At 72.5% G+C, this 14,109-nt stretch carries 13 protein-coding genes; 4 read left to right on the top strand and 9 right to left on the bottom strand.

What is annotated here, in order from left to right; translation table 11 throughout:
- Positions 1-32: 32 nt before the first annotated feature.
- Entirely contained in the window at positions 33-236 is a 204-nt protein-coding gene (locus tag ACYVNR_RS14370) for a hypothetical protein (protein ID WP_045190721.1), read from the bottom strand.
- A gap of 161 nt (positions 237-397) precedes the next feature.
- Between ACYVNR_RS14370 and ACYVNR_RS14365 the strand changes: the two genes are divergently transcribed.
- Positions 398-694, top strand: coding sequence for a hypothetical protein (locus ACYVNR_RS14365; protein WP_461048793.1), 297 nt, complete (start codon positions 398-400; stop codon positions 692-694).
- A gap of 49 nt (positions 695-743) precedes the next feature.
- On the opposite strand, the gene ACYVNR_RS14360 is transcribed toward ACYVNR_RS14365, so the two are convergent.
- The 4 genes from ACYVNR_RS14360 to recR form a co-directional block, all read right to left on the bottom strand.
- Positions 744-1,856 carry a WD40/YVTN/BNR-like repeat-containing protein gene (locus ACYVNR_RS14360; RefSeq protein ID WP_461048791.1) on the bottom strand — a complete coding sequence of 371 codons (1,113 nt, stop codon included), beginning with the start codon at positions 1,854-1,856 and terminating at the stop codon, positions 744-746.
- A gap of 67 nt (positions 1,857-1,923) precedes the next feature.
- The gene (locus ACYVNR_RS14355; protein ID WP_045190723.1) at positions 1,924-3,195 is read right to left on the bottom strand and encodes an aspartate kinase; all 1,272 of its coding nucleotides are present in this window, start codon (positions 3,193-3,195) and stop codon (positions 1,924-1,926) included.
- Positions 3,196-3,352: 157 nt separating this feature from the next.
- Positions 3,353-3,961, bottom strand: coding sequence for a DUF5063 domain-containing protein (locus ACYVNR_RS14350; protein WP_045190798.1), 609 nt, complete (start codon positions 3,959-3,961; stop codon positions 3,353-3,355).
- A 116-nt stretch (positions 3,962-4,077) separates the two neighbouring features.
- Positions 4,078-4,677 (bottom strand): recombination mediator RecR, encoded by a 600-nt coding sequence (gene recR, locus ACYVNR_RS14345; protein WP_458799462.1) that lies wholly within the window; start codon positions 4,675-4,677, stop codon positions 4,078-4,080.
- Between the two features lie 74 nt (positions 4,678-4,751).
- Here recR and ACYVNR_RS14340 point away from each other — a divergent pair, with 74 nt between their 5' ends.
- Entirely contained in the window at positions 4,752-6,005 is a 1,254-nt protein-coding gene (locus ACYVNR_RS14340; RefSeq protein ID WP_461048788.1) for an aminotransferase class I/II-fold pyridoxal phosphate-dependent enzyme, read from the top strand.
- A 27-nt stretch (positions 6,006-6,032) separates the two neighbouring features.
- Here ACYVNR_RS14340 and nicT read toward each other — a convergent pair whose 3' ends face one another.
- From nicT to ACYVNR_RS14320, 4 genes are all read right to left on the bottom strand, one after another.
- Positions 6,033-7,157 carry a Nickel transporter NicT gene (gene nicT, locus ACYVNR_RS14335; protein WP_461048786.1) on the bottom strand — a complete coding sequence of 375 codons (1,125 nt, stop codon included), beginning with the start codon at positions 7,155-7,157 and terminating at the stop codon, positions 6,033-6,035.
- A gap of 59 nt (positions 7,158-7,216) precedes the next feature.
- Complete coding sequence (locus ACYVNR_RS14330) at positions 7,217-7,891, bottom strand: lysophospholipid acyltransferase family protein (protein WP_045190801.1); 675 nt, start codon at positions 7,889-7,891, stop codon at positions 7,217-7,219.
- A gap of 59 nt (positions 7,892-7,950) precedes the next feature.
- On the bottom strand, positions 7,951-8,709 hold the full coding sequence (locus tag ACYVNR_RS14325) for a class I SAM-dependent methyltransferase (RefSeq protein WP_045190725.1): 759 nt from the start codon (positions 8,707-8,709) through the stop codon (positions 7,951-7,953).
- Between the two features lie 158 nt (positions 8,710-8,867).
- The gene (locus ACYVNR_RS14320; protein WP_461048783.1) at positions 8,868-11,618 is read right to left on the bottom strand and encodes a DNA polymerase III subunit gamma and tau; all 2,751 of its coding nucleotides are present in this window, start codon (positions 11,616-11,618) and stop codon (positions 8,868-8,870) included.
- A 184-nt stretch (positions 11,619-11,802) separates the two neighbouring features.
- On the opposite strand from ACYVNR_RS14320, the gene egtB reads away from it, so the two are divergent.
- On the top strand, positions 11,803-13,113 hold the full coding sequence (gene egtB, locus ACYVNR_RS14315) for an ergothioneine biosynthesis protein EgtB (RefSeq protein WP_461048781.1): 1,311 nt from the start codon (positions 11,803-11,805) through the stop codon (positions 13,111-13,113).
- The gene (gene egtD / locus ACYVNR_RS14310) at positions 13,110-14,090 is read left to right on the top strand and encodes an L-histidine N(alpha)-methyltransferase (RefSeq protein WP_461048779.1); all 981 of its coding nucleotides are present in this window, start codon (positions 13,110-13,112) and stop codon (positions 14,088-14,090) included. Before egtB ends, egtD begins: the two co-directional genes overlap by 4 nt.
- The last annotated feature ends 19 nt before the right edge of the window (positions 14,091-14,109 follow it).

Below are 14,109 nucleotides of genomic sequence, written 5' to 3'. Positions count from 1 at the left end.
TGGCCACTGCGACGCAATCAGCCGGCGGGGGGCTACTCCGGCTTCACCCCGGCCACCTCCGACGTCGCGTCGGTGGTCTCGCGCGAGGAGACTGCCCGGTCAGGGCCGTCCGGAGTGGAGACGGGCACGATGTCGGGCACGTCGATCTCCGGGAGGCCGGGAGGTTGCGGCGGATCGGGAGTGACCGGCGGGAAGACCGATCCGTCGCTCTGCAGGTGGGATTCGTGAGGGGTCACGTCGTTGTTACCTATCGCCCCGAGTAGCGGTTGTGTCTGGCTCTTTCGACCATACCCGCGCCCTCCCGGACCGAACCCCTTGTTGTCCGACGCGAATCAGACTGCGCGCGAGACGCTCTGAGAGACAAGGCGGTCACGCACCGACACAGAGGTGAACGAACATGCACGAAACACCCGGGCCCGGCGAGACCGGCGAGACCGGCGACGGCAGCGGGCCGGACGAGCCGCGGCGGGGCTGGGTGCCCGACGACACGACGCCCCACACGTACGCGGTGCCGTCCGGCGGCGCGCCGGCGCCGGAGGCTCCACTTCCGCCCGTCTACGGCCACCCGATGCCGTCCCTGAGCCGCCGGAAGAGGCCGCACGGCGACGCCGGTCGCGACGGTCCGTGGCGGCGGCTGCGGAAGGCGCTCGGCCGTGTCCTCCCCGCGTTCGATGCATCCGACGACCACAGGTGACCGCCGGACACATCGAACCGACCTTAGGTGACGGCAGGGCCAGCGGGGCTCAGCGGTCGAGCACGCCGACGCGTCCCTGCTCGCCGGACGCCCAGCACGCCCCGTCGCTGGTGCACTCGACCGAGTCGAAGCTGCCGGTGTCGAACGTCGCCCACGTTCGGCCGCCGTCGGTCGAGAGGTCCGAGCCAGACGGCCCGACGGCGAGAACGGTCCTCGACGTGCGGGGCACCCACGCCGACCCGGACCGGTAGCCGGCCGGGTTCACGGTCGACGCGGTCCACGTGGCGCCGCCGTCGTCGGTCCAGGCGGCGTTGTCGACCGCGCCGGTCGGGGCCGCGAAGTCACCACCGACGACGACGCCGCGACGCGCGTCGCGGAAGGTGACCGAGAAGATGCCGGCCGACTCCCCGCCCGCCACCGGGCTGTCCTCCACCGTCCACGTGCGGCCGTGGTCGGTCGACGTGAAGACCCGCGCCGGGTCGACGCCGCCACTCGCCAGGTAGGTGCGTCCGCCGACGCCCGTCGTGAGGCACGTGCCCGACGCGGCGAAGGCGAACTCGCCGTCCTTCGCGGCAGGCATCCCCGCGGGGTCGACGGGCGACCAGGACCGCCCACCGTCGGAGGTCTCGACGAGCCGGAACGTCCCACCCACGGGGTCGCTCATCGCGAGGCCGCGGCGCGGCGAGCTGAACGCCAGACAGTCGTAGAACGCGGACGGGTCGGCATTGCGGAACGTCTCCGTCCAGCTCGCGCCGCCGTCGTCGGTGACGAGGATGCGCGAGTCCCCGCCGCTGCCGATCGAGAGGATCACCGCGTGCCGGGCGTCGAAGGCCTCGATGTCGCGGAACTGGAGGGTGGCGGTGCCCAGCCCGTGCGGGCTGACGTTGCTCCACGAGGCGCCGCCGTCGGTCGTGCGCAGGACGGTGCCGCCGCTGCCACTGACCCAGGCGACGTCACGCGAGACGGGCGCGAGGCCGCGGAACCGCTCGGTCGAGCCGGTGGGTGTGAGCGTCCAGCCGTATGCCGTCGCGTGCGCCCCGCTGGGACGGTCGGTGCCGCCGCGGGGCGACGAGCCGGCATACGTGCTCGAGGAGGTGACGAGGGCGGCGGTGGCCGCGACGACCAGGACAGGGACGAGGACGGATCGGGTGCGAGCTCTCATACCCCGCGAAACTAGCGCCGCGGGCGCGATCCGGCGCGCCCAGAGCTGCGCGGCCGGGGGCGGGGCCTCAGCGGCCGGTGCCGCCGTAGACGATGGCCTCATCGGCCGAGTCGAGCCCGAACGCCGTGTGGACGGCGCGGACGGCGTCGTCGAGCTGCTCGGCCCGCGTCACCGCCGAGACACGGATCTCGGAGGTCGAGATCATCTCGATGTTGATGCCGGCCTCGGCGAGGGCCCCGAAGAACTTCGCCGAGACGCCGGGGTGGCTCTTCATGCCGGCTCCGACCAGGGCGATCTTGCCGATCTTGTCGTCGAGGCGGAGGTCCTGGTACTCGACCTCGTGCTTGATCGACTGGAGCACCTGCATGCCGCGGGCGCCGTCGGCCTGCGGCAGCGTGAAGGAGATGTCGGTCTTGGCGGTCTCGGCGGCCGACACGTTCTGCACGATCATGTCGATGTTGATGCCGGCCTCGGCGATGGCGCCGAAGATCTTCGCGGCGATGCCGACGCGGTCGGGCACCCCGACGATGGTGATCTTGGCCTCGCTGCGGTCGTGGGCGATGCCGGCGATGATCGGAGCTTCCACAGCACCTTCTCCTTCGTAGGGGTTGTCCTTGATCCAGGTGCCGGGCTTCTGCGACCACGACGAGCGCACGTGGATCGGGATGCCGTAGCGGCGGGCGTACTCGACGCAGCGCAGGTGCAGGATCTTGCTGCCGTTGGCGGCGAGGTCCAGCATCTCCTCCATCGACAGCACGTCGAGCTTGCGCGCGCTCGGCAGCACGCGCGGGTCGGCGGTGAAGACGCCGTCGACGTCGGTGTAGATCTCGCAGACGTCGGCCTCGAGCGCCGCGGCGAGCGCGACGGCCGTAGTGTCGGAACCACCGCGGCCGAGGGTCGTGATGTCCTTCGTCGTCTGGCTGACGCCCTGGAAGCCGGCGACGATGGCGATGTGGCCGGCGTCGAGAGCGCTCTGGATGCGGCCCGGCGTGACGTCGATGATGCGGGCCGCGCCGTGCGCGTCGTCGGTGATGACGCCGGCCTGGCTGCCCGTGAAGGAGCGCGCCTCGGCGCCGAGCTGGGCGATCGCCATCGCGACGAGGGCCATCGAGATGCGCTCGCCCGAGGTGAGCAGCATGTCGAGCTCACGAGCCGGCGGCGCGGGCGTCACCTGCTCGGCGAGGTCCATCAGCTCGTCGGTCGTGTCGCCCATGGCGGAGACGACGACGCACACCGAGTGGCCGGCGCGCTGCGTCTCGACGATGCGCCGGGCCACGCGCTTGATGGCCTCGGCGTCGGACACGGACGACCCGCCGTACTTCTGGACGACGATGCTCACAGTGGCTCCGGATCTGCTCGGGGTTCGGGACGGTCGGGTGTGACCGCTCGGGCTGCGGTGCCCCCGAGTCTAGGCTCGCCCTCGTGGGCCCCACTGGGGCGTCGCGATGGTGAGATGTGCGCGGATTCGTCCCCGGCGCCGCACGTTCTTGCGCCGGCTACGGGTGCAGCGCGTCGAACTCCGCCTCGCCGACGGCCTCCTCGTCGGCGTCGAGCCGCAGGTGGCTGAGGATCGACAGCAGCGCGCGCAGCGCCATGAGCGCACGGTCGCCCCAGTCGGAGAGGTAGCTGAACTGCCACCACCAGAGCGCCTCGGTCTTGTCGCCCGCGGCGTAGTGCTTGAGGCCGTGGGTCAGGGCGACCGCGACGTCGACGAGGTCGTTGGTGATCGAGCCGTCGGCCCGGTCGGACGAGGTGATCGGGTCGATGACGTAGACGTAGTCGTCGATGCCCGCGAAGACGTTCGCCAGGCCTGCACGCAGCGGGTCGGCGTCGTCGTCGGCGGCGTCGGGCTCGAAACGCTGCACCGGCACGACGTCCTGGATCGCGCCGAGCCGCGCGCCGGCGACGAGCACCTGCGAGAGCGCGAGCGTGAGGATCGGCAGGGCGGTGTCGGGCGCGCTGCCCGACGCCACCTCCGTCACCGACGTGAGGAAGGCGCTCGCCTCCGCCGCGGTCAGGTCGGCGAGTCCCGACAGGTCGTCGACCTCGCTTGCATGCTCGTCGAGCTCGGTCGCGTGGTCGCCGGGCCCCTGCTCGTCAGTCATGGGTCCCAGCATGCCGTATGCCGTCGGGCCGGGTCGCCGGGGCGTGGCCCTCTCGACCCGGCCGGACGGCATACGTGCTCGGGTGCCTGGCGGGTGCCTGACGGGTGCCCGTCGGGTCAGGCGTCGACGCGGCGGCGGCCCTCGAAGGCGCGCCCGAGGGTGACCTCGTCGGCGTACTCGAGATCGCCGCCCACCGGCAGCCCGGAGGCGAGGCGCGTCACGGTCAGACCGACGTCGCGCAGCAGACGGCTGAGGTAGGTGGCGGTCGCCTCGCCCTCGAGGTTGGGGTCGGTCGCGATGATGACCTCCTGCACCTCGCCGGAGGCCAGGCGGGTCATCAGCTCGCGCACGCGAAGGTCGTCGGGGCCGATGCCGTCGATGGGGCTGATCGCGCCGCCGAGGACGTGGTAGGTGCCGCGGAACTCACGGGTGCGCTCGATCGCCACGACGTCCTTGGGCTCCTCGACGACGCAGATGGAGGTCTGGTCGCGGCGCGCGTCGGCGCAGATGCGGCACCGCTCGGCCTCGGCGACGTTGCCGCACTGCTCGCAGAACCGCACCTTCGCCTTGACCTCGGTGAGCGCCGTGACGAGCCGGGTCACGTCGTCGGAGTCGGTCTGGAGCAGGTGGAAGGCGATGCGCTGCGCGCTCTTGGGACCGATCCCGGGGAGTCGTCCGAGCTCGTCGATCAGGTCCTGCACCGCGCCTTCGTACACACCGCAACCCTAAGCCTGGAAAACCCCTGCTGCGGACCGCCGCACCGGTCTAGCGTGACGAGGAAGGAGGCACTGTGGCCGAGCAGCAGGCTGGACGGGTCGTGTCACGGCGGAGCGAGCGGATCCAGGACGCCGTGCCGTTCCGGATGATGTTCGGCTTCCGCATGCACTCCGGCTACGCGGAGGCCCGGCTCCGGCCGGGCGTGCTCGACCTCACCTTCGGCGACCCGCACGAGGTGGCGATGCCGGAGTACGTCGAGGCACTCCGCTCGGCAGCCCTGCCGCAGGACGAGCTGTGGTTCGCCTACAAGCAGAGCGAGGGGCCCGCCCAGGACGCCGCGGCCGCCTCGCTCGAACGTGTCGTGCCCCTCGGCTGGAGCGGCGACGACGTGCGGATGACGACCGGTGGCTTCGGCGCGATCACCGTCGCGATGAAGGTGCTCGCCGACCCCGGTGACGAGGTCGTCTACACGCTGCCACCGTGGTTCCTCTACGAGCCGCTCGCGCTCGAGGCGGGGCTCGTGCCCGTCAAGGTGAGAGCGGCCGAACCGAGCTTCGACCTCGACCTCGAGGCGATCGCGGCGGCCCTCACCGAGCGCACCCGCATCGTCGTGGTGAACTCGCCCAACAACCCGACGGGCCGCATCTACCCACCGGACCTCCTGCTCGGGCTCGCCGGCCTGCTCGCCGAGGCGTCGGCGCGCTTCGGGCACCGCATCTGGATCGTCTCGGACGAGCCGTACAACCGGATCGTGTTCTCCGGCAACGAGTTCCACAGCCCTGCGGAGTTCTACCCGCACACGCTGATCTGCTACTCCTACGGCAAGACGTTGCTCGCGCCGGGCCAGCGCCTGGGCTACATCGCCGTGCCGCCAGGCCTCGAGGGACGCGACGAGCTGCTCGAGGCGATCGACATGATGCAGATCGCCGCCGGCTGGCTCTTCCCCAACGCCGTCATGCAGCACGCCACGCCCCGGCTCGAGCAGCTCAGCCTCGACGTCGGCGCCCTCGAGGCCAAGCGCGACCGGCTCGTCGGGGCGATGCGCGAGATCGGCTACGAGGTCGCGGCCCCTCAGGGCACGTTCTACCTGTGGCCCCGCTCCCCGCTGCCCGACGACGAGGCGTTCGTCGCCGACCTGGCGCAGCGGGGCGTGCTCGTCATGCCGGGTGCACTGTTCGAGACGCCCGGCTGGTTCCGCATCTGCCTCACGGCGACGGCGGAGACGATCGAGGCCACGGTCCCGCACCTGCGCGACGCCTTCGAGGCCGCACGCCGACGACGCCCCGGCGGAGTTGTCGAGGCGGAGGCGGGCCGGATCACCCACTGACTCCGCCCCGGCGGAGCTCCTGCGCGGTCAGCGCGCGGGGCCGTCGGCGAGGGCGCTCTCCCACCGCTGCTCGACCCGGCCGAGCCTCCAGACGGCGACCGCGACGAGCCAGGTGGCGACGAAGAGCCCGACGATCCAGAAGCCGACGTCGGCGAGGTCGACCGACCCGATCCAGGCGACGGGTCCGCTGGTCACCCCGAGCTTGTCACCGAGCAGCCCGACGAGCTCGATGACGCCGACGACGAGGGCGACCGCGACCGACAGCGACGTGACGGTGATGTTGTAGTAGATCTTGCGCACCGGCCGGCTGAACGCCCAGCCGTAGGCGACGTTCATGAACGAGCCGTCGAGGCTGTCGAGGAGCGACATGCCCGCGGCGAAGAGCACGGGCAGCACGAGCACGGCATACCAGGGCAGGTCGGCGGCGGCCGCGCCACCGGCGATGACGAGCAGGCCCACCTCGGTGACGGTGTCGAAGCCGAGGCCGAAGAGCAGCCCGACCGGGTACATGTGCCACGGCTTGCGCACCGTCCGCGTGACCCGGCCGAGGATGCGGTTGAGGAAGCCGCGCTTGTCGAGCTGCCGCTCGAGCTCGGCCTCGTCGAAGTGGCCCGCGCGCATCCGGCGGAAGACCTTGAGGATGCCGACGAGGGCGGCGAGGTTGATCAGACCGATGAGCACGAGGAAGACGCCCGAGACGGTGGTGCCCCAGACCCCGGTGACCTGCTGCAGCGTCGACCCGTCGTCCTCGATCGCGCCGGCGAGCGCCCGGATGCCGAGGGCGAGCAGCATCACCATGACGAAGACGACCGAGCTGTGGCCGAGGCTGAACCAGAAGCCGACGCTCATCGGCTTCTGGCCCTCGCCCATCAGCTTGCGGGTCGTGTTGTCGATGGCGGCGATGTGGTCGGCGTCGAACGCGTGCCGCATCCCGAGGGTGTATGCCGTCACGCCGAGTCCCACGCCGAAGAGCTGGCCGGCGACGCGGTACTCCGCAGGGGCGACGACGAGGACGAGCAGGCCCCAGCCGAAGACGTGCAGCAGCGCGACGACGGCGGCCATGCCGCCGAGGCTGCGACGCTCCTCGCGGGTCAGCCGCGCGAGGCGCGACCCCTTCGCGGGTCGCGCGTCGGTCGCGAGGGGAGCGGTCACCACCCCACGCTAGATGCGACCCAGTCGCATCTGCAAGACGCGGGTGCGCGCTCAGGACGTCAGGCGGACGGCTCGCCCGCGGGCACCTCGTTGTAGGTGTCGGCACGCTCCTGGCCGCTCAGCGCGGCGATGGCGTCCATGACGCGGTCGGTCAGCAGGCGACGCGCCTTGCCGGCCGGCATACCGGCGTACTCCTCGACCCCGATCGGCTCACCGAACCGCACGGTCACCTTCGCCAGCTTCGGGAAGCGCGCCCCGACCGGCTGGATGTTCTCCGTGCCGATGAGCCCCACGGGCACGACCGGCACCTGCGCGGTGAGCGCGAGCCACGCCACGCCCGTGCGGCCGCGGTAGAGCCGACCGTCGCGCGAGCGCGTGCCCTCGGGGTAGATGCCGAAGGCGTCACCGGCCTTGAGCACCTCGAGCGCGGTGTCGAGGCTCTCCTGCGCCGCCGTCGCCGAGTGACGGTTGACGGGCACCATGCCCACCGCGCTGAAGAAGCCCTTGCGCAGCAGGCCGCCGACACCGGGGCCGGTCCAGTACTCCTCCTTGGCGAGGAAGCGCACCTGCCGCGGCGAGGCGAGCGGGATGGCGAACGAGTCGATGAACGACAGGTGGTTGCTCGCGACGATGACTCCCCCTTCGCGGGGGATGTTCTCCTTGCCCTCGATCGTCGGGCGGTACAGCGCATGGGACAGGGGATACAGGAGGTTCCGCCCGAGGCTGTAGAACATGGCCCACAGCCTAGGGGCGAGCTCCGGTGCGCGGGTGAGGCGTCCGAGATCGCAGCAGCTCAGGCCCGCGCCCGCACCGTCCACGCGCTCGCGGTCACGGTGAACGGCGCCGCGGGCAGCAGCGCGCGGCACCGGTCGCGCAGCGCGGCCCGGCCGGCGTCGTCGAGCGCCTGCACGTGCGCGCCGGCCGGACCCACACCGAGCGTGTACGGCTCCCACCAGTCCTCGAAGCTCGCATGCTCGACGCTGACCGTGAGCGTCGTCTGCTCGATCTTGGTGAGACCGGCCTCGTCGCAGAGCCGGGCCAGCTCGCCCTCGTTGACGCCGGGCAGCCGCGACTCGTCGACGACGTCCGGGTCGAGATCACGGGCCGCTTGCCAGAACGTCGTGAGCGGCCCGCTGCCGCCGCCCAGGTCCCAGACACAGGCGGCGACCGTGCCACCGGGCCGGGTGACCCGGCCCATCTCGTGCAAGCCGCCGACCGGGTCGGTGAGGAAGTGGACGACGAGCTGGGCGAGCGTCTGGTCGAAGAGGTCGTCGGGATAGGGCAGCCGCTCCGCCGTGCCCGTCTGCACGTCGAGAGTGGGGAACGCCTGGCGCAGGGCCGCCAGGAAGTGCTGGGACGGGTCGATCGCCGAGACGCCGTCGACACCGAGCCGCTCGACCAGCACCCGCGTCAGGGCTCCGGGACCACAGCCGACGTCGAGCGCGCGGCTGGGCGCGGACACTCCGGCCCAGTCGGCGAACTGCTCGGCCAGCAGGTGCGAGTACCGCCCCATGAAGCGGTTGTACGAGCCCGCTGCCACCTCGAAGGTCACCCTGTGAACGTACCGCCGGCAGGGTCGGTGCGAGCCCCGAATCCGCAACGCTCACAACGGCAGTCGCCGCTCGCCGCGGTCGCGCCCGGGACGCGACGCCTGCTGCGGTGGTGCCGCGACCGACTCGCGGCACGGGCCGGCTCGCTGACGGCGGAGGGTCAGTCCTCGAGCTCCTGCACGACGCGGCCTCCGAGCACCTTCTCGATGACGGCTCGCCCGATGTCGTTGGACTGCTCGATGTCCTCGTCGTCGTCGCTCACGGCCGAGTCGTCGGTGACCGGCTGACGTGGCTCGTCGTCGTCCGACGAACGTGACGACGCCGAACGCGAACGAGCCTGGGCGAACGACTCCCGCACGGCGCTCGCTCCGCGCAGCGCCGAGTCGGTGGGAGCCCCGTCGACCGACCCGCTCGCGGCGCCCGCAGGTGCCGGAGCTGGCGGCGCCGCAGATCCCGAGGCTCGAGAGGCCGGCGGCCGGACCGCGCCCGCGCCGGACGCCGACGATGCGGGTCCGGGGCCCCCGGACGAGGACGGGCCCGGGGCACCGGGACCCGGCTGGGTGTCGGTTGCCGGCTCCGGCGTCGAAGGTCCGGTCGCCCAGTCGGGTGCCGGCCCCGTGGTGGCGCCCCAGCCGGCGTTCTCCTCGTGAGAGCGGCCCGAGGTGGGGCTCAGCCCCGAGTCGGCGAGTGCCGAGGCGCTGCGTCCGGCGCTGCCGGGTGCCGAGCCGCCGCCTTGCTGCTCGCCCGCTGCGCGGGCGGACTCATGACCCGCGCCGGCTTCACCCCACGACCCGCGCGAGGCGTCGCTGCCGGCCGGATCGGCCGCGGTGGGTGCGGCAGGCTCGGCCGACGGATCGGGATCGGGTGGCCCGGCCGGGACGGACCCCGGAGGCGGCGCGACGGGGGCCTGCTGGGCGGCCTCGACGTGGACGCCGTCGACGACGGCATCGACGCCGAGCTCGTCGATGAGCGCCTGTCGCACGATGTCGGCGTGGTTGCCGGCCCGGAAGGTCTGGGTCAGGCCCGCGGTCGCGATGCCGAGCGTCAGGGTGCGGCCGTCGAACGAGGTGACCTGGGCGTTCTGCGAGACGAACGTCCAGGTGAGTCGGCGCATCGTGAAGATGCGGCCCAGCACGTTGGGCCAGGCCCGGCGGATCGCGTCGGTGTCCATGCCGCCGCCGGAACCCGCCGGCGCCGCGGCTGACCCGGGCGCGCCGGACGCACCGGACGCACCGGACGCACCGGGAGAGCCTGCTGCGGCCCCGGACCCGCCCTCGGTGGGCGCAGCCACCCCGGCGCCGGGCGCCGGAGCGCCTGCCGAGGCCGCTCCCCCTCCGGCGTCTCCGCTCGCACCGGACAGGTGCTGGGAACCGGACGCGCCGGAGTCGGCGGCGGACGGACCGCCCACGGACTCCTGCGGCGCCACGACGGGCGGGGCCCCGGCCTCTGCGCGTGCCGCGTCGACCCGTCCGGCGTCACCGGGCCCGGACCCCGCCGATGCAGCGGCGCCGGCGCCCGTGGACGCACGCCCGACCACAGCCTCGACGTTCGACCGCCCGCCACCGCCCATGCCGCCGGCCGCGTGGGACGGGCCACCGGTGGCGCCGCTCGAGGGCGGCGTGTAGTCGGAGACGGTGCGAGCAGGAGCGCTCACCCCGGCCGGCGCCGGACCCGAGGACGCAGGAACCGGCTGCGACGCAGGCGCCGGGCCGGACGGCATACCGAAGCCGCCGGAGGCGCTCGGGACGCCACCGACGTCGAGGCGGCGCTCGAGCCGGTCGAGGCGGGCGGCATACCCCTGCTCGCCCGAGGAGCCGGGCAGCAGGATGCGGGCGCAGATGAGCTCGAGCTGAAGGCGCGGCGCGGTGGCGCCGGTCATCTCGGTGAGCCCCGTGTTGACGATGTCGGCCGCGCGTGACAGGGCACCCGGGCCGAAGGCCGCCTGCTGGACGCGCATGCGCTCGAGCTGGTCCTCGGGCACGCCGCGGAGAACCTGGGAGACGCCGTCGGGGATGGCCGCGACGATGATGAGGTCCCGCAGGCGCTCGAGGAGGTCCTCGATGAAGCGGCGCGGGTCGTGGCCCGACTCGATGACCTTGTCGATCTGGCGGAACGTGGCTGCGCCGTCGCCTGCCGCGAGCGCGTCGACGGTGCTGTCGAGCAGCTCGCCGTCGGTGAAGCCCAGCAGCGACACCGCCCCGTCGTAGGTCAGGCCCTCGGCGCCCGAACCCGCGATGAGCTGGTCGAGCACCGACAACGAGTCACGCACCGAACCGCCGCCCGCGCGTGTGACGAAGCTGAGCACCCCCGGCTGGACGGCGACGTGCTCGGACTCGAGCAGCCGCTCCATGTACGCGGAGAGCTTGGCCGGCGGCACGAGGCGGAACGGGTAGTGGTGCGTGCGCGAGCGGATGGTGCCGATGACCTTCTCGGGCTCGGTCGTCGCGAAGACGAACTTCACGTGCTCGGGCGGCTCCTCGACGATCTTGAGCAGGGCGTTGAAGCCCTGCGGCGTCACCATGTGCGCCTCGTCGATGATGTAGATCTTGAAGCGGCTCTGCGCGGGGCCGTAGGAGGCGCGTTCGCGCAGGTCACGGGCGTCGTCGACGCCGCCGTGGCTGGCCGCGTCGATCTCGATCACGTCGACCGAGCCGGGGCCGCCGCGCGCCAGCGCCGTGCACGACTGGCACGTGCCGCACGGCTCGGGCGTGGGCCCCTGCTCGCAGTTGAGGCAGCGAGCGAGGATGCGGGCGCTCGTCGTCTTGCCACAGCCACGCGGACCGCTGAAGAGGTAGGCGTGGTTGACCCGTCCCGTGCGCAGCGCCTGCATCAGCGGCTCGGTCACGTGCTCCTGCCCGATGACGTCGGCGAAGCTCTCGGGCCGGTAGCGGCGGTACAGGGCGGTGGCCATGCCGAAACCCTAACCGTCCGGGCCGACGCCGGTCTGCCCGGTGAATCCGGCCGGTGAACACGACCCGACGGTTCGTGGTCGAGCCGCGAATCGGGTGGTGACTGTCGGCGGGCCGACCTAGGGTCGGAAACACTGCGGCCCGGGTGCGACGCGCACCGTCAGCGACCGCCTGGAGGAGGTCCCGATGCCCGATCCGCTGTTCCCCGCCAGACCCTCGAGCTGGGACGCCGACACCCTGGTGGCTCGCTACGACGAGGTGCGCACCCACACCGAACGCCTCGCAGCCCCGCTGTCTCCCGAGGACCAGACCGTCCAGTCGATGCCCGACGTGTCGCCGACGAAGTGGCACCGCGCGCACGTGACGTGGTTCTTCGAGACGTTCGTGCTCGCCGACAACGAGCCGTCGTTCACGCCCTACCAGGACCGGTACTGGTTCCTCTTCAACAGCTACTACGAAGGCGTCGGACCCCGCTACTCCCGCGCCGAGCGTGGCCACATCACGCGTCCCGGCGCCCACGACGTCGGCCTCTACCGCGACAACGTCGACTCCCGCATGCGCGACCTCGTCACCCGCCTCGACGGCGGCGCCCTGGAGAAGCTCGTCTCCACGATCGAGCTCGGCTTCCACCACGAGCAGCAGCACCAGGAGCTGCTTCTCATGGACATCAAGCACGTGCTCTCGGTCAACCCGCTCCAGCCCGCGTATGCCGGCACCCCCCTCACGCCGTCCGAGCCCGACTCGCTCGGTTGGGTCGACGTCGAGGGTGGCCTCGTCGAGGTCGGGCACCGCGGCGGCGGGTTCTCCTTCGACAACGAGCTGCCGCTGCACCAGCAGTGGCTCGAGCCCTACCGGCTCGCCGACCGTCTCGTCACCAACGGCGAGTGGCTCGAGTTCATGGCCGACCGCGGCTACGAGCGGCACGAGCTGTGGCTCTCCGACGGCTGGGCCCGCGTCGGCGCCGAGGGCTGGCGCGCGCCGTTCTACTGGCGCGAGCACGACGGCGTCTGGTTCGAGCACACCTTGAGCGGCACGCGCCCGGTCGACCCCGGGCTGCCGGTGAGCCACGTCAGCCACTACGAGGCCGACGCGTACGCCACGTGGGCCGGCAAGCGGCTGCCCACCGAGGGCGAGTGGGAGCACGGGGTGATCGCCGACGGGCAGGCCGAGCCGCCCTCGAGCGGCGCCAACCTCGCCGACCTGCAGAGCTTCCACCCGCGCCCGGCCGGTCCCGCGACCGGGCACCTGCGCCAGGTCTACGGCGACTGCTGGGAGTGGACGTCCTCGGCGTACCTCGCCTACCCCGGCTACCACCCACCGGCGGGCGCCATCGGCGAGTACAACGGCAAGTTCATGTCCGGCCAGATGGTGCTGCGCGGCGGCTGCGCGCTGACGCCTGCCGGCCACGCCCGGGCCAGCTACCGCAACTTCTTCCCACCGGGCTCGCGATGGGCGCTGTCCGGGGTGCGTCTCGCCGACGGCGGGGTGCGGTCGTGACGCGCCGCGAGCCGGTCGTGACGGTGGCGCTCGACCCCGACTGGGCTGAAGGCTCACTGGTTTCCGACGTACGCCGCGGGCTCGGGTCGCAGCCGCGCACCCTGCCGCCGAAGTGGCTCTACGACGACGCGGGCTCCGACCTCTTCGACGAGATCACCCGCCTGCCCGAGTACTACCCGACCGAGCGCGAGCGGGCCATCCTGCGAGCGCATGCCGACGACATCGTGGCGGCGTGCGACGCGACGACCTTCGTCGAGCTCGGCAGCGGCACGAGCGACAAGACGCGCACCCTGCTCGACGCGTTCACCTCGACGGGTCGCCTGGAGCGGTTCGTCCCGGTCGACGTCTCCGAGCAGACCCTGCGTGACGCCGCGGCCATGCTCTCCGAGCGCTACCCGTCGTTGCGGGTCGAGGCCCTCGTCGGCGACTTCACGCTGCACCTCGGCCACCTGCCGCGGGGCGACCGGCGCCTCGTGGCGTTCCTCGGCGGCACCATCGGCAACTTCTACGTCGAGGAGCGGGCGGCCTTCCTCGGGGCCCTGCACGACAGCCTCGAGCCGGGCGACTGGTTCCTGCTCGGCACCGACCTCGTCAAGAGCGCCGACCGGCTCATCGCCGCCTACGACGACAGCCGCGGTGTCACCGCGCAGTTCGTGACCAACTGCCTGCGGGTGCTCAACCGCGAGCTGGGCGCCGACTTCGACGTCGACGCCTTCTCCTACGTGCCGTTCTGGGACCCCCGGCAGGAGCGCATGGACCTCCGGCTGCGCGCCGACATGCCGCAGCGCGTCACGATCCCGGGCGCCGACCTGGTCTTCGACCTCGCGCACGGCGAGGAGATCCGGGTCGAGATCTCGACGAAGTTCCGGCCCGAGAGCCTGCGCGACGAGCTCGGCGCCGCGGGCTTCACGGTCGAGCGCGGGTGGACCGACCCCGACGGCGACTTCGCCCTCACCCTCGCCCGCCGCGACGGCTGAGGGTCGATTGGGCGATCCG

The organism is Terrabacter koreensis, from assembly GCF_054783315.1.
Note: the sequence above shows the minus strand (reverse complement) of the source record. Positions and strands in the feature narration are given on the sequence as shown.

Coding starts and splice junctions, on each gene's coding strand:
- ACYVNR_RS14365 (WP_461048793.1), top strand. CDS start 398: ATGCACGAAACACCCGGGCCCGGCGAGACCGGCGAGACCGGCGACGGC.
- ACYVNR_RS14330 (WP_045190801.1), bottom strand. CDS start 7,891: ATGTTCTACAGCCTCGGGCGGAACCTCCTGTATCCCCTGTCCCATGCG.
- ACYVNR_RS14360 (WP_461048791.1), bottom strand. CDS start 1,856: ATGAGAGCTCGCACCCGATCCGTCCTCGTCCCTGTCCTGGTCGTCGCG.
- ACYVNR_RS14350 (WP_045190798.1), bottom strand. CDS start 3,961: ATGACTGACGAGCAGGGGCCCGGCGACCACGCGACCGAGCTCGACGAG.
- egtB (WP_461048781.1), top strand. CDS start 11,803: ATGCCCGATCCGCTGTTCCCCGCCAGACCCTCGAGCTGGGACGCCGAC.
- ACYVNR_RS14320 (WP_461048783.1), bottom strand. CDS start 11,618: ATGGCCACCGCCCTGTACCGCCGCTACCGGCCCGAGAGCTTCGCCGAC.